Below are 20,555 nucleotides of genomic sequence, written 5' to 3'. Positions count from 1 at the left end.
GACTGGATTTTTCGTAATACCTTTGATTCAGACCGGTTGCCCGGCATTTCATGTGCTGATGCAGCATGACTTTGCGCGCAACGTGGCTTACAACACACCTACCAAGTGGTATGCACACCCACTCCGAAACCGCGGCATCGCCGTCTCTGGAAGGACTTCATGCGCATTCAACCGACTTCGCACCGCCTTTCGAAACCCACCTTTGGATATTGCCTGGCAATTGGACTGGCAACCTGCCTGACCAGTTTGCCGGCGAACGCTGCGAGCTGGCTGGTCCATGATGCCGCCGAGTTCGCCACCGCCGCCGCCGCACTGCAACCCGGCGATGAAATCGTGCTGGCCGATGGCACCTGGAACGATGCGCGACTGCTGCTGAAGGGCCAGGGCACCGCCGCCGCACCGATCGTGCTGCGCGCGCAGACGCCGGGCAAGGTGATCCTCAGCGGGGGGTCGGACCTGCGCCTGGCCGGCAGCTACCTGCAGGTCTCCAACCTGGTATTCCGCAACGGCTACACCCCGGGCGACGCCGTGGTGGCGTTCCGCGAGTCGAGCAAGGCAGTGGCCAGCCACAGCCGCGTCACCGGCCTGGTCATCGATGACTACAGCAACCCCGATGGCAGCGACCAGGACTACTGGGTGTCGCTGTACGGCAGCAACAACCGCCTCGACCACAGCCAGCTGCGCGGCAAGACCAACGCTGGCCCGACGGTGGTGGTGGTGCGCGATGCCACCCAGGGCCTGGACAACCAGCACCGCATCGACCACAACTGGTTTGGCCCGCGGCCAGCGCTGGGCGTCAATGGCGGAGAGACGATCCGTGTAGGCACCAGCGACACCTCGCTGAGCGATTCCAACAGCACGGTGGAGCACAACTGGTTCGAGGGCTGCGATGGCGAGACCGAGATCGTCTCCAACAAGTCCGGCGGCAATACCTTCCGCGGCAACGTGTTCTATCGTTCGGCCGGCGCGCTGACCCTGCGCCATGGCAACGGCAACCGGGTGGTCGACAACCTCTTCCTCGGCGACGACAAGGCCGGCACCGGCGGCGTGCGCATCATCAATGCCGACCAGACCGTCAGCAACAACTACTTCGAACGGCTGGCCGGCTCCAGCAACCGCTCGGCACTGGCGGTGATGGATGCACAGGCCAATCCGCCGTTGTCCGGCTACGCGCCGGTGGTCAACGCGACCATCAGCCGCAACACCTTCGTCGACGTGGCGAAGATCAGCTTCGGTGTGGGCCATGACGAAACCAAGGGCATCGTGGTCGCAGCCAGCAACAGCCACTTCAGCGGCAACCTGATCGTCAACCGCACCAGCAAAAATCCACCGAATGCGGCCAGTTCGCTGGCCGGTATCGCCTTCAGCAACAACGTGCAGTCGCCGCAGGCCAGCAGCGTGTTCCCGGGCGGGGTGAGCAGCGCCAGCATTACCCTGCAGCAGGCCGCCAGCAGCCTGTGGGTGCCGGCAACGCCCCTGCCCACCATCGGCGCCGATCCGGCGCTGACAATGACCCCGCGCGAACAGACGGGGGTGGACTGGTATCCCAAGGTGGGCGAGGTTGCCCTGTCACGCACCAGCACCGGAGTTGATCGATGAGGTTGCAGCCGCTGTCCCTTTGTTCCCACCGTCTGGCGCTCGCCCTCGCCTTGGCCGCTCCCTTCACCCTGTTGCCGACGGCACCGCTGCATGCGGCACCTGCCGCAGCCGCGCGACAAGGCGATACCGCGCCGGTACTGGTGACCGCCGCGCAGTGGCAGCAGATGGCCAGCGAAGGCAGCCGCTATCCGTGGTTCGCCAAGGAACAGGCGCGTACGCAGAAATCGCTGCAGAAGATGATGAAGGCCGGCATCGACGTGCCGGTGCCGAAGGACAAGGGCGGCGGTCGCACCCATGAGCAGCACAAGCGCAACTACCAGGCACTGCTGGCCGCCGGCACCCTGTACCGGCTGACCGGCGACAAGGCCTATGTCGCCTATTCGCGCGACATGCTGCTGCAGTACGCCAAGCTCTACCCGACCCTCGGTCCGCATCCGGAAGGACGCGGGCAGATTCCCGGCCGGGTGTTCTGGCAGGTGCTCAACGATTCGGTCTGGCTGGTCAACGCCATCCAGGGCTACGACGCGATCCGCGATGCGCTGTCGCCGCAGGATCGGCAGACCATCGAATCGCAGGTGTTCCGGCCGATGGCCGAGTTCCTGGCCAGCGAGCCGAAGAACTACGACCAGATCCACAACCACGCGACCTGGGCGGTGGCCGCCACCGGCATGACCGGCTACGTGCTGCGTGATCGCGAACTGGTGGAGAAATCGCTGCGCGGCAGCCGCAAGGATGACCAGTTCGGTTTCCTGCGGCAGATCGACCTGCTGTTCTCGCCCGATGGGTATTACGAGGAAGGCCCCTACTACCAGCGCTATGCGCTGGCGCCGTTCCTGCTGTTTGCCAACGCGATCGAACGCAACGAGCCGCAGCGGAAGATCTTCGCGCGCCGCGACGGCGTGCTGCTGAAGGCGGTGGACGTGCTGGTGCAGACCAGCTACGACGGCCTGTTCTTCCCGATCAACGATGCGATCCTGGACAAGGGCATCGATACCGAAGAGCTGGTGGCTGGCATCGGCATCGCCTATGCGCAGGCCGGCGATGACCGTCTGCTGTCGGTCGCCCAGCAGCAGAAACGCCTGCTGCTGTCGCCGGAAGGGCTGCAGGTGGCGCAGGCGTTGGCAGCCAACAAAGCCAAACCGTTCGACTACCGGCCGATGCTGCTGCGCGACGGCCCGGACGGTGAACGCGGCGGTCTGGCGATCCTGCGCATGGACGGCGAACGCGGCCAGGCGCTGGTGCAGAAGGACACCATGCAGGGCATGGGCCACGGCCACTTCGACAAGCTCAACTGGCTGTTCTACGACAATGGCAACGCCGTGGTGACCGACTACGGCGCGGCGCGCTTCCTCAACGTGGAAGCCAAGCGCGGTGGCATCTATCTGGCCGAGAACCGCAGCTGGGCCAAGCAGACCGTGGCCCACAACACGCTGGTGGTGAACGAGCAGAGCCACTTCAAGGGCGACTGGAAGCGCGGTGAGGAACTCGCCCCGCAGGTGCGCTTCTTCCAGGCCGACGCAGATACCCAGATCGCCTCGGCGACGATGCGCGATGCCTATCCGGGCGTGGTGTTCACCCGCACCCAGGCACTGCTGCGCCACCCCGAACTGGGCCTGCCGGTGGTGCTGGACCTGCTGCAGGTGCACGGCGACAAGGCTGCACGCTACGACCTGCCACTGCACTTCAACGGCCATATCGTCACCACCGGTTTCGAGGCCGAGCATTTCCCCGCCCAGCGCCCGGTGCTCGGCAGCGACAACGGCTACCAGCACCTGTGGCTGGACGCACGCAGCAAGGCCGGCAGTGAGCCGCGCACGCTGGCGTGGCTGCTCGACGGACGCTTCTACACCTACCGCTTCGGCAGCAGCGCGCCGGCGCAGGCGTTGCTGGTGGAGAGCGGTGCCAATGATCCCGAGTTCAACCTGCGCCGCGAACCGGCGCTGCTGCAGCGCGTGGAAGGACAGAAGGATGTGACCTTCTTCAGCGTGCTGGAGCCGCATGGCGAGTACAACGGCACCGCCGAGTACGTGCACGGTGCCGACAGCCGCATCAAGCAGATCATCCGCACCCGCGGCAATGATGCCGAGGTGCTCGAGCTGCGCCTGGCCAGCGGCGCCCGCATCGCACTCGGCGTGGCCGACGACAGCGACGCGAAGGGCGAACACAGCGTGACGGTGGATGGCCATGCCTACCGCTGGAGCGGCAGCCATGCGCGCATGGACCGCAGCAAGGGTGAGGCACGATGAACGGCCCCTCGGCCGTGGCCACGCTGCGCAGGGTGCCGGTGCGCTCGGCCGTGCGCTGGCTGATCGTCGGCCTGATCGCGGTGGCCACGGTGATCAACTACATCGACCGCAATGCACTGGCGGTGATGTGGCCGGAGATCGCCAGGGAAGTCGGCGCGACCAAGGACGATTACGCACTGCTGGTGACCGTGTTCATGCTGTTCTATGCCGCCGGCCAGTTCCTGTTCGGGCGCCTGTTCGACATGATCGGGACGCGGCTGGGGTTCGCGTTGTCGATCAGTGTGTGGTCGATCTCGATCGCGCTGCATTCGGTCACCCACTCCATGCTCTCCTTCAGCGTGGTGCGGGCGATGCTGGGCATCAGCGAAGCCGGTGCCTGGCCCGGCGCGGTGAAAGCCAATGCCGAGTGGTTCCCCGCGCGTGAGCGTGCCCTCGCACAGGGCATCTTCAACGCGGGCGCGTCCATCGGTGCCATCGTTTCGGCGCCGGCCATCGCCGGCCTGTACCTGTGGCTTGGCTGGCGCGGCACTTTCGTGCTGGTCGGTGCACTTGGCTTCCTGTGGCTGTTGCCATGGCTGTTCGTCTATCGCGCCGGCCCGGACAAGCATCCGTGGGTGAGTGACGCCGAGCGGCGCCTGATCATGGAAGACCAGGCTGGCCAGCAACGCGTGGATGCACCGAAGGTCAGCGTGCGTTCGCTGCTGGCCCACCGGCAGAGCTGGGGCATGCTCGCCTGCCGTTTCCTGCTGGATCCGATCTGGTGGCTGTTCGTGTCGTGGCTGCCGATCTATCTGGCCGAGACCTTCGGCTTCGACATCAAGCAGATCGGCCTGTTCGCCTGGGTGCCCTTCGTCGGCGCCATGCTCGGCAGCCTGAGCGGCGGCTGGCTGTCGGGGCGCCTGATCAATGCCGGCCAGAGCGTGGACCGTGCGCGCAAGCTGTCGATTTCGCTGGGCTGCGTGATCATGGCACCGGCCCTGCTGGGCGCGGTACTGGCCAACCAGCCGCTGTTTGCGGTGCTGGCGATTGCAGCAGTGCTGTTCGGTTTCCAGATCGCCATCGGCAACATCCAGACCCTGCCCGGCGATCTGTTCGACGGCCGCTCGGTGGGCACGCTGGCCGGTCTTGGCGGCCTGGCCGCCGTGGCCGGAACGTTGATCACCACCTGGCTGGTACCGGTGCTGACCCGCCATTCCTATGCACCGATCTTCATCCTCGTTGCCGCACTGGTGCCGCTGTCGCTGGCCGCGCTGTGGTGGTGGACCGGGCCGATCCACAAGCTCGACCGCACCGACGGTTGAGCCCCCATTTCCTCGCATTCCCCCGCAAACCAAGGAGTTTCCCGCATGTCGTTCCAGGACAAGGTGGCCATCGTCACCGGTGGTGGCCGTGATATCGGCCGTGCCGTCTCGATCAAGCTGGCTGCGGCCGGTGCACGCGTCTGCCTCAACTACGCCAACGACGAAGCCAGCGCGCAGGAAACGCTGGCGCTGATCAAGGCGGCCGGTGGCCAGGCCATCGCCCACCGCGCCGACGTCACCGATCCCGCCGCCGTGGCCGGCCTGGTCGCAGCAACGCAGGCTGCATTCGGCCAGCGCATCGACGTGTTGGTGAACGTGGCCGGCGGCATGGTCGAGCGTCGTCCGCTGGCCGACATCGACCCAGCGTTCTTCCACAAGGTCATCGACCTCAACCTGACCTCCACCTACCTGACCACCCACGCCGTGGTACCGCACATGGGCGAAGGCGCGGCGATCGTGAACTTCGCCTCGCAGGCCGGTCGTGATGGCGGAGGCCCTGGTGCGGCGATCTATGCCACTGCCAAGGCGGCTGTGATGACCTTCACCCGGGCCATGGCCAAGGAGCTGGGGCCGAAGGGTATCCGCGTCAACGCACTGTGCTGCGGCATGATCGCCACCCGCTTCCATGACGAATTCACCAAACCGGAAGTGCGTACGGCGGTGGCCGGCGCGACGCCGCTGCGTCGCCAGGGCCTGCCGGACGAAGCCGCCGATGCGGCGGTCTACCTGGCGTCGGCAGCGGCAGCGTTCATCACCGGTGCCAATCTGGACGTCAACGGCGGCACCTACTTCTCCTGACCGGACCGAAGCCCATGCAGCGCTGGATCACCCTGCTTTCCCTGGCCATCGGCACCGCCGTGGCCGCCCCCGTGGCGCTGGCCGCACCGGTCTGGGTCACCGCCTGGACCGCTTCGCCCGCGCCTGACCGCAAGGATGGCAGCGCTGACGCGCCCGTCCAGTTCGCAGCGCAGACCGTGCGCCAGGACATGCGCCTGGGTAGCAGGGGCGATGCGCTGCGGCTGCGCATCAGCAACGAACTGGGCACCACGCCGCTGCATGTGGAAGATGTACGGGTGCGCCTGAAGGATGGCAAGGCGGCAGCGCTGCCGGTCACCGTCGATGGACGCACGTCCATCGACGTACCGGTGGGCGCAGCGCTGCTCAGTGATGCACTGCCCTTGCGGGTTGCCGCCCTGCAGGAGATCAGCGTGACCGCGTACTTCCCGCAGCCCACCCGCCCTGCGGTGCGCCGTACGGTGGTGCGGGTGGCCGACGGAAAGCAGGACGCGGTGGCCGACAGCGTGCGCGTGGGCTACCAGCAGAACGTGTTCTCTGCGGTACTGGTGCAGCGCGCGGACCGGCCGCAGGTGATCGTGGCCCTGGGTGATTCCATCACCGAGGGCGCAACGGCGTCACGTGGCTCGTTCAACCAATGGCCCGAGCGCTTGGGCCACCGCCTGCAGCAGGCGTGCCCGGACCGCTTCGTCGTGCTCAACCAGGGCATCAGCGGCAACAAGCTGCTGGACCATGGCCGCAGCCACAGCGCACTGTCACGGCTGGATCGCGACGTGATCGCAGTGGCCGACGCCGACCAGGTGATCCTGTTCGAAGGCATCAATGACATCCGCCACGGTGGCGGCGCACAGCCGCTGCCGGGACGCAGCGCGGCAGACATGCTGCTGGGCTACCGCCAGGTGGCCACCCGGCTGCATGCACATGGTATCCGCGCTCATCTCGGCACACTGACGCCCTTCGGCGATTCGGAGCGCTACGAACCGGTATCGGCCGCCACCCGCACCGCGATCAACCAGTGGGCGCGTGGCCAGGACACCGGCTTCGATGGCGTGGTGGATTTCGACGCTGCCCTGCGTGATCCAAAACAGCCGGAATCATTGCCGGCGGACATCACCCGCGATCATCTGCACCCGAACGACGAGGGCTACCGGCGCATGGCCGACGCAATCAACCTGGCGGCGCTGGGCTGCAACGCGCGTTGAAAGAGCGCCGAGCCGGCTTACCCCGGTTGCCGCGGCCCGAACATGATCACCGCCATGCCGGCCAGGCAAAGCGCAGCCCCCAGCATGTCCCAACGGCTGGGACGGATGCCGTCGACCAGCCACAGCCAGAACAGCGCCGTGCCGATGTACACGCCACCGTAGGCTGCGTACACGCGTCCGCTGGCGGTCGGGTGCAGGGTCAGCAGCCAGGCGAACAACGCCAGGCTGGCCGCCGCCGGCAACAGCAGCCAGATACTGCCACCCTTGCGCAGCCACAGCCATGGCAGGTAGCAGCCGATGATCTCGGCCAGCGCGGTCAGCAGGAACAGACCGAGCGTTTTCACGCTTTTTCGGTGGCCTTGGCGTGCTGCCAGAGCGCTTCCTGCGCATCCAGATCGAGTGCGGCCAGCGAATCGCCTTGTGCCTCGGCCTGCGCCTCCATCGAACGGAAGCGACGTTCGAACTTGTGGTTGGCCCCACGCAGCGCGGCACCCAGATCGATGTCCGCATGGCGCGCCAGGTTGGCGCACACGAACAGCAGGTCACCCAGTTCCTCCTGCAGGCGCGCCTTGTTGCCCACGATGTCATCGCGTTCGAACTCTTCGCGCAGTTCCTGCAGTTCCTCGGCCGCCTTGTCCAGTACCGGCAGCGGACCGGGCCAATCGAAACCCACCTTGGCCGCGCGCGACTGCAGCTTCACCGCCCGCTGCCATTCCGGCAGGCCACGGGAGATCCCGGCCAGCGCCGAGGTGTCCTGATCGCCCTTTGCCGCGCGCTCAGCACGCTTGATCGCGTCCCAGTTACGCATCACGCCGTCGGCATCGTCGACGCTGACATCGGCAAACACATGCGGGTGCCGCCGCTGCATCTTGTCGCTGATCGCGCGCGCGACCTCGGCGAAGGCAAACGCACCCTGTTCTTCAGCCATGCGCGCATGGAACACGACCTGCAGCAGCAGGTCACCCAGTTCATCGCAGAGGTCGTCGAGGTCGCCCCGATCGATCGCGTCGGCCACTTCATAGGCTTCTTCGATCGTATAGGGGGCGATGGTGGCGAAGTTCTGTTCCAGGTCCCAGGGACAGCCACCCTGCGGGTCGCGCAGGCGCGCCATGATGGCCAGCAGGCGCTCCAGCTCCGCGCTGGCGTTGCCGGTGGCAGGGGTTTCGTGCGTGCTCATGCGTTTCTCCTGGATCAATCGGACAACCAGTCCCGCCACGGCAGGCTGGTATCGCCCAGCGCCATGAAATCGCCGTTCAACAGCGTCGGCCGGCGGTTGTAGCGGAACGGCTTGCCGGTCCCGACCGAGAGCACCGCGCCACCGGCCGCGTGCAGCACGCACTGGCCAGCAGCGGTATCCCATTCGGAGGTCGGGCCCAGCCGCGGATAGACATCCAGTCCGCCTTCGGCGATCCGGCAGAATTTCAGCGAAGAGCCCTGCACCACGGTCTCGATGTCGCCCATGCGGGCCAGCAAGGCATTCGTCTCCGCTGAACGATGCGAGCGGCTGGCGGCGACGCGAAGGGGCGCAGTCGCAGGTGTACGGGTACGCAGCACGGTGTCATGCACACCCTGCCGGCGATACGCCAGCTCGCCTCGCATCGCGTGCCAGACAATGCCGGTGACCGGCGACTGGACCACGCCGAAGGCCGGGGCGCCCTGGTAGATCAGCGCGATGTTGACGCTGAACTCGCCATTGCGCTTGACGAAATCGCGGGTGCCATCAAGCGGGTCGACCAGCCAGTACGCGCCCCAGTGCTGACGCTGCTCCCAGGGCACCAGCGGCGACTCCTCCGACAGGATCGGCAGGTCCGGTGTCAGCTGGCGCAGCCCCTGCTGGATCACCCGGTCGGCGGCAAGGTCGGCAGCGGTGACCGGGCTGTCGTCGTCCTTGAGTGTCACATCGAAACCGTTGCTGTAGACCTGCATGATCGCCTGCCCGGCTTCCTGGGCGATGGCGATCGCGGTTTCGCGCAGTTCCGTGGTCAACTTGATCATCGTGCTCCCTGCAGCCACTGGCGGGCAATGAACAGCGCCGCCAGCGAACGCCCTTCGGAAAAGTCCTCGCGCAGCATCAACTGGTCCAGATCGGCCAGCTTCCACGGCACCACTTCCAGTTCCTCCGGCTCGTCGCCGGCCAGCTTCTCCGGATACAGGTCGCGCGCGACCACCAGCCAGGACTGATGGCTCATGTAGGTCGGCGCCAGGGTCATCGCGCGCAGCACGTCCACCCGCCGAGCGCCATAGCCGGCCTCTTCCTTCAGCTCACGGTCGGCGGCCTGCTCCGGCGTTTCGCCGGCATCGATCCGGCCCTTCACCAGGCCAAGCTCGTAGCGGTGCATGCCGGCCGCGTATTCACGTACCAGCAGCACGGTTTCTTCATCCAGCATCGGCACCACCACCACCGCGCCATGGCCACGGCTGACCAGGCGCTCGAAGCGGCGGCGTTCGCCGTTGGAGAACTCCAGGTCCAGGTGCTGGCGCTGGAAGGGCCCGTTCTCCTCGTCGGTGATCCGATGGATGATCGGCAGAGGACGCCTTGCGCGGTCATCGTTCACGCGGAATCTCCGGGGCAGACGGCGCGTGCGCCGAGGCCGATAGAATGTGCAGGCAGCAACATGTTCATGAGCCCGAAATGCTAGCAGACCCAACCCCCTCTCCGCTGGTCCAGCACTGGCGGCAACGCGACCTCAAGGTCCTGTGGCACCCGTGCACGCAGATGCGCGAGCATCCGGACACGTTGCCGCTGGTGCCGATCGCCCGCGGCGAAGGCGCCTGGCTGATCGATCACGACGGCAACCGCTACCTGGATGCGGTCAGCAGCTGGTGGACCAACCTGTTCGGCCATGCCGAGCCGCGCATCGGCGCTGCCATCGCCGCCCAGGCTGGACAGCTGGAACAGGTGATGCTGGCCGGGTTCGGCCACGAGCCCGCGATCACCCTGGCTGAGCGCCTGTTGGCCCTCGCGCCGCGCCAGCCCGGCCGCGCGCCACTGGCCAAGGTGTTCTACGCCGACAACGGTTCGGCCGGCGTCGAAGTGGCGCTGAAGATGGCCTTCCAGTATTTCCAGAACCGCGGTGAGACCCGGCGCACGCGCTTCGTCTCGCTGGAAAATGGCTACCACGGCGAGACGCTGGGCGCCCTCGCACTGGCCGACATTCCGCTGTACCGCCGGGTCTATGCGCCGCTGCTGGCCGAGGGCCTGTTTGCGCCCTCGCCCGACGCTTACCTTGCCGAACCCGGGCAGAGTGCGGCCGACCGCGTACGCCAGGCCGCCGATGGCCTGGCCACGCTGTTCGACCAGCATCCGGGCGAGATCTGCGCCGTGATCCTGGAGCCACGGCTGCAGTGTGCCGGTGGCATGCGCATGCACGATCCGGCCTATCTGCAGCGCGTGCGTGAACTGTGTGATGCCCATGGAGCGTTCCTGATCGCCGATGAAATCGCCACCGGCTTCGGCCGCACCGGCACGATGTTCGCCTGCGAGCAGGCCGGGGTGATGCCGGACCTGCTGTGCCTGTCCAAGGGCCTGACCGGTGGTTTCCTGCCCTTGGCTGCGGTGCTGGCCACGCAGGCGCTGTACGACGCCTTCCTTGATGATTCGCGCGAACGTGCCTTCCTGCATTCGCACAGCTATACCGGCAACCCGCTGGCCTGTGCGGCGGCGCTGGCCACGCTGGACATCTTCGGCGAGGACGATGTGATCGCGCGCAATCGCGGCATCGCCTCGGTGATGGGCACCTTGGCCGCGCCATTCGCCGACCATCCACACGTGGCCGATGTACGCCAGGCCGGGATGGTGGTGGCCTTCGAACTGACCCGCAACGGTGACAAGCGCACGCCCTTCGATCCGGCGCTGCGGCTGGGGCTGCACGCCTATAAGGCGGCGCTGAAGCGCGGCGTGGTGCTGCGCCCGCTGGGCAACGTGCTGTACTGGATGCCACCGTACTGCGTGGACGATGAACAACTGGAGCTGCTGGCGCATACCACGCTGGCGGCCATCGACGAGGCGATTGCATGCGCGTGACCCGCTGCCCCATCGACCTGGCGCTGCACAGCGGCCAGACCGTGACCCTGCCGGAAGAGACGGCCAACCACCTGGTGCGGGTGATGCGCCTGCGCGAGGGTGATACCTGCGTGCTGTTCAACGGCGATGGCCATGACTACACCGCGACGCTGACCATGGCCGGCAAACGCGAGGTACAGGTACGCATCGACGCGGTGCAGGTGATCGCCAACGAGTCGCCGCTGACCATCACCCTGCTGCAGGGCATTGCACGCGGCGAAAAGATGGACCTGATCCTGCAGAAGGCCACCGAACTGGGGGTGAGTGCCATCGTGCCGGTGAATGCCGAGCGCACCGAAGTGAAGCTGGATGCAGCTCGCGCGGAAAAACGCGTGGCGCACTGGAACAACGTCTTGCAGTCGGCCTGCGGGCAGTCCGGTCGTGCGCGCATTCCGCAGGTAGGACCGCCGCAGTCGCTGGCACAGGCCAGCGCGGCACTGCCCGCCGATACGTTGCGGTTGACCCTGGACCCGCTGGGAGCGCACCGGCTGTCGACACTGCAGGCAGCGCCGGCCGGCGGCGTGGTGATCGCCATCGGCCCGGAAGGCGGCTGGTCGCCGCGTGACCGTGAGCAGCTCGCCGCCGCAGGCTTCCAGGGCCTGCAGTTGGGCCCTCGCATCCTGCGCACGGAAACCGCAGGCCTGGCCGCGATCGCAGCGTTGCAGGCACGGCTGGGCGATCTGGGGTAAGGCTCCGGTCCGGTGGCCGCTGCGCCCGCCGGGCATGGCCCGGCGCTACCCGATATCCGGAACGCCTGCGGTAGCGCCGGGCCATGCCCGGCGGATTCCGGTCAGGCCGTCAGCGAATCCAACGCAGCTTCCAGCGCGTCGAGATTCGGCAACAGCGCGCTCTGTTCGCCCAGCAGCACGCGCATGTGCACGATGTCAGGCAGGTTTTCCTCGGACGCGTCGGCCAGCAGGCCATCGCGCGGTACCGAAATCAGCTGCGGGAAGCTCTGCGTCAACAGCGCGTAGTAGGGGCGCTGCGGGTTGCCGTTGAGGGTCTTGAGCACCACCACCTTGTTGTGGCCGGCCACCGTCTCTTCGCCCAACCCGGAGAGCCGTGCGAACGACACCAGGGGCACCTGCCAGCCGTGCCAGCCGATCTCACCCACCAGCCAGCGCGGCGCGTCGGCTACCGCCTGCACCGGCACCCGCGACATCATCTCGGCCACGGTTGCATTGGGCAGCAGCACCCGTTCGGCACCGGCCGAGATCAGGACGCCACGGATCTCATCATTGCTGGCGTAGCTCATGCGGCATCTCCGTCGTCATCCAGGCCCCAGCGCGCGGCGATCACCTGCGCCAGTTCCTGCGGTTCACCGGCCACCATGCCGGCGGCGACCACCGCCGTCGCCGCAGCCGGGTCGTAGCAGCCTTCGCCCACCTGCCCGGCCACCCAGGCACCGGCGGCGGCGAGGTCCAACGCCGGGCCCACATGGGCCAGATCGGCACCGCTGAGCAGCACCAGCGCGCTGTGCTCGGCCGACAACGCGGCAATCGAGATGCCCTGCGCTTCGCTCTGGAAATACAGGCCATCGGCAGCAGCGTGCACGCCGATGTCATCGGCCAGCACGTGCACTTCGCCAGCGGTGGCGCGCTGGCCGGCTTCGGCCAGCTGCACCGGCAGCGGCGATACGCGCGACATCTGCTTGACCAGGTTGCCGTAGCGGCCGCCGTCCAGGCGCATGTGCACCAGCACCGGCACGGCCAGCCCGCTGGGCAGTGCAGCGAGCAGGCGACGCAACGCATCGGGACCGCCGATACCGGCCAGTACCAGCAGTGCGCCGGAGCGACTGCCTGCAGGCGCGGCAGCGTCCAGGTCGACCAGTGAAAGATGTCCGGTATCGAATGCAGGTTCCGCCGATTCGGTCGAGGTGGCAGCCGATGCAACTGCCGGCGCGTCGCTGGCCTCGTCAACCAGCGACCAGGCCGTGTGGTCGGTGAATACCGACGGCGCAGCTGCCGGTACCGGCGGCGGTTCCGGCGCGGCTTGCACAGGCGCTGCCGTTTCCGGCAGCACCGGCTGCAGCGCAGCCAGCGCCTGCTCCAGCGCGACGGGCTCGTGCAGGTGTGCCGGCGGCGAATAGAGGCCATCAGCCGGCACGTCGTCGGCCCACGAACGGGCCTGTTCCAGGTGCGTCTGCAGCGCGGTTTCCTTCGGCACCGGCGGCGTCGACGGCAGGCCCGGCTCCAGCTGCAATGCCGGTTCGTCCTCGGCGCCGGGCGGCAGCACCTGCTGGTGGCCGTGCAGCTTGGCGGCAAGGTGACGGCCCCAGCGCTGCGCTTCCCAACCATCGCGACGCGCGGCCAGTTCAGCCTCGTCGAACACCAGGGTCAAGCCGGGTGCTGACAGCGCCGGTTCCAGGCGCTCCAGCGCGTCTTCAATGGCCGCTTCCAGCGCGATCACCACGAACTGCGGGCGCGCATCATGCAGCGCCTGCGGTTCCAGCGTCATGGGATCGTCTTCCAGCACGATCTGCACGTCGGCATGGGCCAACGCCTCGCGCAGGCGCTCACGCGCCGCACCCGGGCGGGCCAGCAGGGCTACGGCCGGAACCGGATCGAGGTCACTCACGGACACGGGCAATCCCCAGCAAGTCGTACACGTTACGCATCAGGTCCAGCTCCTGGTACGGCTTGCCCAAGTAGCGCTGCACACCGATTTCGAAGGCGCGCTGGCGGTGCTTGTCGCCGCTGCGCGAGGTGATCATCACGATCGGCACGTCCTTGTAGCGCGGGTCGGCACGCATCGCGGTGGCCAGCTCGTAGCCGTCCATCCGCGGCATTTCGATGTCCAGCAGCATCAGGTCCGGCACGCGCTCTTCCAGCTGTTCCAGGGCTTCGACGCCATCGCGGGCGACGCTCACCTCGAAGTTGTGACGCTCCAGGATGCGGCCGGTGACCTTGCGCATGGTCAGCGAATCGTCCACCACCATCACCAACGGCACCTGCCGTTCCTGGCGGGGCGCGTTGACCAGCACCGGCGCGGTCGGGTTGGCCAGGAAACGACGCACCAGCGGGGCCACGTCCAGGATCACCACCACCCGGCCATCGCCGGTGATGGTGGCGCCGTAGATGCCCGGCACCGAGGCGATCTGCAGGCCCACCGGCTTGACCACGACTTCGCGGTTGCCCAGCACCTGATCGATCGCAACGGCGGCGCGCAGGTCGCCGGCGCGGACCAGCAGCAGCGGCACCTGGGCCTGGCCGTCAGCGCGTGCCGGGGCCTGGCCGACCAGACTGCCGAGGTCGTACAGCGGATAGTCCTCGCCACCGTACCGGTAGCTGCTGTCGGCTGCTTCGAAGCGCTCGTGCGACAGCCGGCCAATACCACTGACCGAGGCGACCGGCACCGCGAAGGTGGTTTCGCCGATCTGCACGAACACCGCCTGGGTGACCGCCAGCGTCTGCGGCAGGCGCAGGGTGAAACGCACGCCCTGGCCACGCACCGACTGGATGTCGACCGAGCCGCCGAGCTGGCGCACTTCGTTGCCGACCACGTCCATGCCGACGCCACGGCCCGCCAGCTGGCTGACTTGGTCGGCGGTGGAGAAGCCCGACGCGAAGATCAGGTTGTCCAGTTCCTGTTCGCTCGGCTGTGCATCGGCAGGCAGCAGGCCGCGGTCGATGGCGCGACGGCGGATCGCTTCACGATCCAGGCCAGCGCCATCATCGGCCACGTCCAGTACGATTTCCGAGCCCTCGCGGTGCAGGCGGATGGCGATTTCGCCTTCTTCCGGCTTGCCGGCGGCACGACGTTGTTCCGGCGCTTCCAGGCCATGGGCAACCGAGTTGCGCAGCATGTGCTCCAGCGGCGCGACCATGCGATCGAGCACGTTGCGGTCGAGTTCGCCGTGGGTGCCTTCCAGGGTCAGGTGAACCTGCTTGCCGGTATCCATGCCGGCCTGGCGGACCACACGGCGCAGGCGCGGCACCAGGCCGTCGAACGGCACCATGCGCGCGCGCATCAGGCCATCCTGCAGTTCCGAACTGACACGCGACTGCTGCTGCAGGAGCGAATCGTACTGGCGCGACAGATCATCCAGCACGCCCTGCAGGCCACCCAGATCGGCGGCCGACTCGTTCAGCGCGCGGCTGAGCTGCTGCAGGGTGGAGAAACGGTCCAGTTCCAGTGGATCGAACTTCTGGTCGGCCTGGTCCTGCTCGCGCTGGTAGCGGGCCACGATCTGCGCTTCGGTTTCCAGGTCCAGGCGACGCAGCTGGTCGCGCAGACGCGCATTGGTGCGTTCCAGTTCGCCCATCGCGCCACGGAAGGCGCCGAGCTGCTGTTCCAGGCGCGAACGATAGATCGCCACTTCACCGGCGTGGTTGACCAGGCGGTCGAGCAGGTCGGCGCGCACACGCACCTGTTCCTGCTGCGGACGGGCCAGCGGGTCTTCCTCGCTGGAACCTTCCAGCGGCAACGGTGCCGACAACGGGGCATCGACCACGGCCACGGCCGGAGCCGCCTGCGGGGCCTGCTCCGCCACGACGACAGCACTGGCTGCAGCTGCGCTGGCAGCGGCGGTGATGTCGGTGGTGGTGCGTGCTTCAAAGGCGTCGAGCAGATCCTGTGCCGGCTCGACGATGCGATGTTCGCCGGTACGGGTCAGCAGCTGGTGCAGACGGTCGAAACCGCGTTCCAGCAACTGCACATCACGACGTTCGATCTCGGTGCGCCCGCCAGCGACAGCCTCCAGCAGCGATTCGATGCTGTGGCCGAGATCACCGATGGCATTGATGCCCGCCATGCGCGCGCCGCCCTTGAGCGTATGCAGATCGCGCTGCAGGCCGGCCAGGGCTTCGCGATCCTGCGGCGCTTCGCGCAGCTCGCTGATCAGCCCATCGCAATGATCCAGCAGGTCCTTGCCTTCCTCGACGAAGATGTCGACCAGCTCGCGATCATAGATGCTGAAGTCGAGCAGGTCGGCGCTGTCTTCGGATTCGGAGTCGGTCTGGGCTTCTTCGGTCTGGGCTTCGGGCAGGGGCGCATCCGCCGGCACCGCCGCATCGACGCTGTCGAAGGCGACAGGTTCGACCTCGACCGCCGCAGCCTCTGCCGCAACCGGCACCACGATCATGCCGCTGTCCGCCGCGGCAGCCTGGCCCGGAGCATCTTCCAGCTCGAAGAAACGCGAGGGCGAAATGGCGTCCTGCGCCGTCTCCGCGGCCCCGACGTCTTCCACCGTCGCCGGGGACGGCTGGTCGGTGCTCTCTCCTTCACCGACCGCCGCCTCCCCGCCGACGTCCGCATCCTCGGCAAAGGCTTCCGCCTCGCCAGGCGCGAGTTCGCTGGCCTGCAGGCCGAGCACGGGCCATTGCCCGTCTTCGTCCTGGCCCTGCTCCTCGTCGATCACGTGAAGGCCGGCCTCGAGCGCGGCTTCCAGCGTGACCGGGTCTGCGAAGCCCGGCACAGCCATTTCATCCTGCAGGCTGGACAGCTCGCTGTCGAGCGGCAGCGCAGCAGCGTCTTCATCCACCGCCGTTTCAGGTGTGGATGGCAGCGGCGTATTCAGGTCGTTTGCGACATCCAGGACATCCGGATCGCGGTCGTCAACCGGCAGCGCACTGGCATCCAGATACGGCGACAGATCATCCGCCGCAGTCAGCGCGGTGTCTTCCAATGCGGTGTCTTCCGATGTCGCTACCGCCTGTCCAGCTTCAATTTCCGCGGCAACGAGCGTGGAAGCAGCCACTTCCAGCGTCGACTCCGGCACCGGGCCGTCCGGCATCGACGGCCACCCTGCATCGAAGTAGCGCGACAGATCATCGCTGCCGGTCAATTCGGCGGACTCCAGGCCCGCATCGCTCAACGCGTCCTCGCTGACCTGCAGCGCCTCCAGCACCTCGGCACCGGTGTCGCGTTCGACCTCCGGCTCGATCTCCGCCGCATGCACCGGCTCGACCATGTCGGCGTCGGCGGCATCCGCTTCTGCGACCAGCGGAAGCAGCGGGTCTTCGTCTTCATCCTCGACGTCCAGCCCGGCCATCGGCCAGCGTGCTTCCGGCAGCTCGCCGGCCAGCGCCTGCAGGCGCTGCGCCAGTTCAGCCTGCGGCGCAATCCGCGGCTGCTCGGCCTGCAGCGCGTCCATGGTCGCGTTGATCGCCTGCGCGGTCTCGTCCAGGGCCGCCACGGCGTCATCACCCGGCACCACCTCGGCGGCCAGCGCGCGCTTGATGTACGACTCGGCGCCGCCAGTGACAGCGGTGATTTCCGGCACCTCGGTCATCGCGAAGGCACCGTTCATGGTGTGCACCGCGCGCAGCAACGCATCGCTGACCGGCTGTGGCGCCTGCTGCGCCGAGCGCAACCAGCCCTGCAGCGTGGCCTGGTGGAGTTCCACCTCGGCCTCCAGGATCTCACGCAGCACGCTGTCGATGTTGGCCGGGGTACCCGGCGCTTCGACAGCGCTCTGTGCGGAGGCATCGACATCCTGCACGGCGCTGTCCAGCGGCGCGGCAGCATCGGTCGGCGCCTCGGCCGTCGGCGCGGTGGCGCCCGGCAGCGCAACGTAGAACGTTTCTTCGCCTGCACCCACGCGATCGGCGATGGCCTGCATCGCCTGCAGGTCGACGCTGACCCGCTGGCCATCGCGCAGTGCCGCGTTCAACTGCGGCAGTGCCGTGTATGCGTGATCGACCATCGTCAGTACCGCCGGCGTGGGGGCACGGGTGCCATCGAGCACGCGGTTGAGCATGCCCTCGATCTTCCACGCGAACTCACCCAGGGTACGTGCGCCGACCAAGCGGCCACTGCCCTTCAGTGTGTGGAAAATGCGGCGGATCGGCCGCAGCCGGTCCATGTTGTCCGGTTGCATGCGCCATGCCGGCAGCAGCGTGCCGAGATTGCCCAGCTCGTCGTCGAATTCTTCCAGGAACACCTCGCGGATGTCCTGGTCGATGTTCTCGGCATCGTCGTCGAAGCCCGCATCGAACCCGCCCTCGGCCACGGCCGGCGGCACGGTCTCAGTCGGCACGACGGCGGCCGGCATGGCCTGCGGATTGAAGCCGGCGGCGGCGGCATTCAGCTCTGCGAAGAACTGCGCATCGGCTTCGCTGAAGTCGATCGGCGCGATGGTATCCACATCGACCAGTGCCACGGTCGGCGCAGCAGGCACTGTCGGCAAGTCTTCGGATGCGGGCAGATCAGCGGCCGGTGCGACGTAGACTGCGGCATCGATCGCGGCGTCGCCGTCAACGGTGGAGTCGAGCCGTTCGGTGATGGCCAGGCCATCGTCGGCCTGCGCCACCACACCGGCGTCAATGAACTCCAGCGTTGCAGGCGAGGCCTGCTCGTCGTCCAACGACAGCGTTTCCATTGCCTCCAGCGACAACACGTCATCGGCGTTGTGCAGCAGGCTGCTGTCAAAACGGAACACCACATCGTCGCTCAGCGACGTCTGGCCGTCCTGCTCGGCGGCAACCGGATCGAAGGCCGGCGAAATGACCACGTCCAGCGACGCGGCAGACGACGCCTCGTCCAACGACGTCGCCAGGAAGGCGTCATCATTGCCGTCTACGGCGCTTGCCTGCGTGCCGCCCTCTTCCGGCACCGGCGCTTCGGACAACGTCCAGGCAGCAGCGTCGGACTGTTCGGCGGAGACGGGATCGAAACTGACCGGATCGAAGCTGTCGAACGTCGGCGCACGCTCGTCGCTGCGTCCGGCAGCACTACCTGCCGGCGCGTCGAATCCGCCCAGTTCCCACTGCGGCACTTCCGGCGCGGGGGCGCTGGAGGCAGCGAACAACAGGGGCGCCGGGGTGCCATGCGGTTCGGCCGACAACGCTGGCGTACCCAGCGAGCCGAACATCAGGCCGTTGTCGGCGGGCGTAGCCTCCGGCAGCGGGTCGAAGGTGAAATCGGGCAGCGGCGCCGGCACGTCACCCGGTGCCGGCGCGGAGGCCTGCACGTCGATATCCAGCGGTTCGATCTGCAGCGGCTCGGTTGGCACGACCACAGCTTCGCGCATGACCGGCTGCACGTCTTCGGCAGCGACCACGCCGCGCTCGGGCAGCGGCCAGTAGCGCAGCGCTTCCAGGCTGCTGCGGGTGATGTCGAGGATGTCCTCGCGACCCGGACGGCGGTCACGCAAGGCTTCGAGGTAGTACTCCAGGCTGGCCATGGCGTCGGCCAGAGTGTCCAGCTGGCGACCACTGGGCACCCGCTGACGACCGATCAGTTCGGCTTCGATGTACTGCTGCACGCCACGCAGATAGTCTGCCGCGGTGCCCAGGTCGAGCATGCGCAATGCGCCGGAGACATCGCCGAGCAGGCGTGGCACGTCCTGCAGTTCGGCGTGGTTCCAGCTGGTTTCGATGAAAGCGACGAAATGCTCGCGGGCGGCGGCGAAATTGGCGATCGCCTCGTGCGCCAGCACTTCCACCGTGCGCCGGTTCTCCACCGCGCTCGGATCATCCTGGCCACTGCCACTGGCACCGAGGTGTGCGACCTGGTCATCCAGCGATGCATCGACATAGAGCAGCGCACCGGCGATATCCAGCAGCATGTCTTCGTCGATCTGCTGGCGGCCCTCGACAACCCCGCGCAGCGCGTCGCGCTGCTGCACGACCACGCCCCGCGCAGCGCCCAGGCCGAGCATGCCCAGCGTATCGGCCACCGAACCCAGCTTGGTCACCTGCTCCTGCAGCTGCTGCGGCGATCCGTCGGTACGCAGGTGCAGGTCCAGCGCGTCCTTGACCTGCAGCAGTTCTTCCTTGACCGCGTTGCCAACGGTGTCCAGCAGCTCGCGGTTGCGGCCGCTGAGGCTGCCGCGTGCATGGTCCAGTTCCGCTTCGGTGGCGGTCACCGAATCGGGCGCGAACGCGAACAGCACGCTGTCGTTGATCAGCGCTTCGCCACGGGCGGCGCGGATCTCGTTGAGCAGCGGCTGCAGCACGATCGGGATGTCACGGTGTCCGTTCTGCAGGCGCTCCAGGTAATCGGGCAGCAGCACGCTGCCGCGCATCAGGGTGGCACAGGCCTCGTCGCGCTCGGCGACCTCGCCCTTGCCGACGGCGATGGCGAGCTGTTCCAGCTCCTCGGCCACCATCGCCGGTGCATACAGTTCGACCATGCGCAGCGTGCCCTGCACCTGGTGCAGGTAGCCGGCGCAGATGCGCATGCGGCTGCTGTCGGCCGGATCTTCGGCGAAGTACTCGACCTCGTTGCGCACCAGGCGCAGGGTCTCGTCCAGCTCGGGCTTGACCCAGCCCAGGGCTGCGTGGCTCATCGCATCGCGCAGGCTGCTCATGGATGCGCTCCGGTCGCCGCCGCGCGACGGTCGCGCGGATCCTGGCGTGGGGAATGGAAATGCTTCATCGACTGGTTCCTTGCTCGCCGCCCTGCC

General features: G+C 67.5%; 14 protein-coding genes. 7 read left to right on the top strand and 7 right to left on the bottom strand.

The window, feature by feature from the left end; translation table 11 throughout:
• The first annotated feature begins 246 nt into the window (after positions 1-246).
• From LC407_RS09650 to LC407_RS09630, 5 genes are read left to right on the top strand one after another with little or no spacing between them, the layout of a single operon-like run.
• Entirely contained in the window at positions 247-1,599 is a 1,353-nt protein-coding gene (locus tag LC407_RS09650; RefSeq protein ID WP_223482741.1) for a polysaccharide lyase 6 family protein, read from the top strand.
• Positions 1,596-3,845 (top strand): oligoalginate lyase, encoded by a 2,250-nt coding sequence (locus LC407_RS09645; RefSeq protein ID WP_223482740.1) that lies wholly within the window; start codon positions 1,596-1,598, stop codon positions 3,843-3,845. The genes LC407_RS09650 and LC407_RS09645 overlap by 4 nt, the downstream gene beginning before the upstream one ends.
• Positions 3,842-5,146 carry an MFS transporter gene (locus LC407_RS09640; RefSeq protein WP_025877772.1) on the top strand — a complete coding sequence of 435 codons (1,305 nt, stop codon included), beginning with the start codon at positions 3,842-3,844 and terminating at the stop codon, positions 5,144-5,146. Before LC407_RS09645 ends, LC407_RS09640 begins: the two co-directional genes overlap by 4 nt.
• A gap of 45 nt (positions 5,147-5,191) precedes the next feature.
• Positions 5,192-5,944 (top strand): glucose 1-dehydrogenase, encoded by a 753-nt coding sequence (locus tag LC407_RS09635; protein ID WP_025877770.1) that lies wholly within the window; start codon positions 5,192-5,194, stop codon positions 5,942-5,944.
• Between the two features lie 14 nt (positions 5,945-5,958).
• A complete protein-coding gene (locus LC407_RS09630) occupies positions 5,959-7,143 on the top strand; it encodes a GDSL-type esterase/lipase family protein (protein WP_223482739.1) in 1,185 nt (394 codons plus the stop codon).
• 17 nt (positions 7,144-7,160) lie between these two features.
• Here LC407_RS09630 and LC407_RS09625 read toward each other — a convergent pair whose 3' ends face one another.
• Genes LC407_RS09625 through nudE form a run of 4 tightly spaced genes read right to left on the bottom strand, consistent with a single transcriptional unit; the run spans position 7,161 to position 9,698 of the window.
• A complete protein-coding gene (locus tag LC407_RS09625) occupies positions 7,161-7,487 on the bottom strand; it encodes a YnfA family protein (protein ID WP_032974968.1) in 327 nt (108 codons plus the stop codon).
• Positions 7,484-8,320, bottom strand: coding sequence for a nucleoside triphosphate pyrophosphohydrolase (gene mazG, locus LC407_RS09620; RefSeq protein WP_223482738.1), 837 nt, complete (start codon positions 8,318-8,320; stop codon positions 7,484-7,486). Before mazG ends, LC407_RS09625 begins: the two co-directional genes overlap by 4 nt.
• Positions 8,321-8,334: 14 nt before the next feature.
• Positions 8,335-9,138, bottom strand: coding sequence for a 3'(2'),5'-bisphosphate nucleotidase CysQ (gene cysQ / locus LC407_RS09615; RefSeq protein ID WP_025877764.1), 804 nt, complete (start codon positions 9,136-9,138; stop codon positions 8,335-8,337).
• Complete coding sequence (gene nudE / locus LC407_RS09610; RefSeq protein WP_025877762.1) at positions 9,135-9,698, bottom strand: ADP compounds hydrolase NudE; 564 nt, start codon at positions 9,696-9,698, stop codon at positions 9,135-9,137. Before nudE ends, cysQ begins: the two co-directional genes overlap by 4 nt.
• A gap of 77 nt (positions 9,699-9,775) precedes the next feature.
• On the opposite strand from nudE, the gene bioA reads away from it, so the two are divergent.
• On the top strand, positions 9,776-11,167 hold the full coding sequence (bioA, locus tag LC407_RS09605; protein WP_223482737.1) for an adenosylmethionine--8-amino-7-oxononanoate transaminase: 1,392 nt from the start codon (positions 9,776-9,778) through the stop codon (positions 11,165-11,167).
• Positions 11,158-11,895: a 16S rRNA (uracil(1498)-N(3))-methyltransferase gene (locus LC407_RS09600; RefSeq protein ID WP_223482736.1), complete on the top strand. Its 738-nt coding sequence runs from the start codon at positions 11,158-11,160 to the stop codon at positions 11,893-11,895. The genes bioA and LC407_RS09600 overlap by 10 nt, the downstream gene beginning before the upstream one ends.
• A 101-nt stretch (positions 11,896-11,996) precedes the next feature.
• Here LC407_RS09600 and LC407_RS09595 read toward each other — a convergent pair whose 3' ends face one another.
• From LC407_RS09595 to LC407_RS09585, 3 genes are read right to left on the bottom strand one after another with little or no spacing between them, the layout of a single operon-like run.
• A complete protein-coding gene (locus LC407_RS09595) occupies positions 11,997-12,461 on the bottom strand; it encodes a chemotaxis protein CheW (RefSeq protein WP_025877758.1) in 465 nt (154 codons plus the stop codon).
• Positions 12,458-13,789 carry a chemotaxis protein CheB gene (locus tag LC407_RS09590; RefSeq protein WP_223482735.1) on the bottom strand — a complete coding sequence of 444 codons (1,332 nt, stop codon included), beginning with the start codon at positions 13,787-13,789 and terminating at the stop codon, positions 12,458-12,460. The genes LC407_RS09595 and LC407_RS09590 overlap by 4 nt, the downstream gene beginning before the upstream one ends.
• Positions 13,776-20,459 carry an Hpt domain-containing protein gene (locus LC407_RS09585; RefSeq protein ID WP_223482734.1) on the bottom strand — a complete coding sequence of 2,228 codons (6,684 nt, stop codon included), beginning with the start codon at positions 20,457-20,459 and terminating at the stop codon, positions 13,776-13,778. The genes LC407_RS09590 and LC407_RS09585 overlap by 14 nt, the downstream gene beginning before the upstream one ends.
• Positions 20,460-20,555: the final 96 nt, after the last annotated feature.

Source organism: Stenotrophomonas sp. OVS01A, from assembly GCF_019969775.1.
GTDB classification, from domain to species: domain Bacteria; phylum Pseudomonadota; class Gammaproteobacteria; order Xanthomonadales; family Xanthomonadaceae; genus Stenotrophomonas; species Stenotrophomonas indicatrix.
The sequence above is the reverse complement of the archived record's forward strand: the minus strand, read 5'-3'. Positions and strand labels throughout refer to the sequence as shown.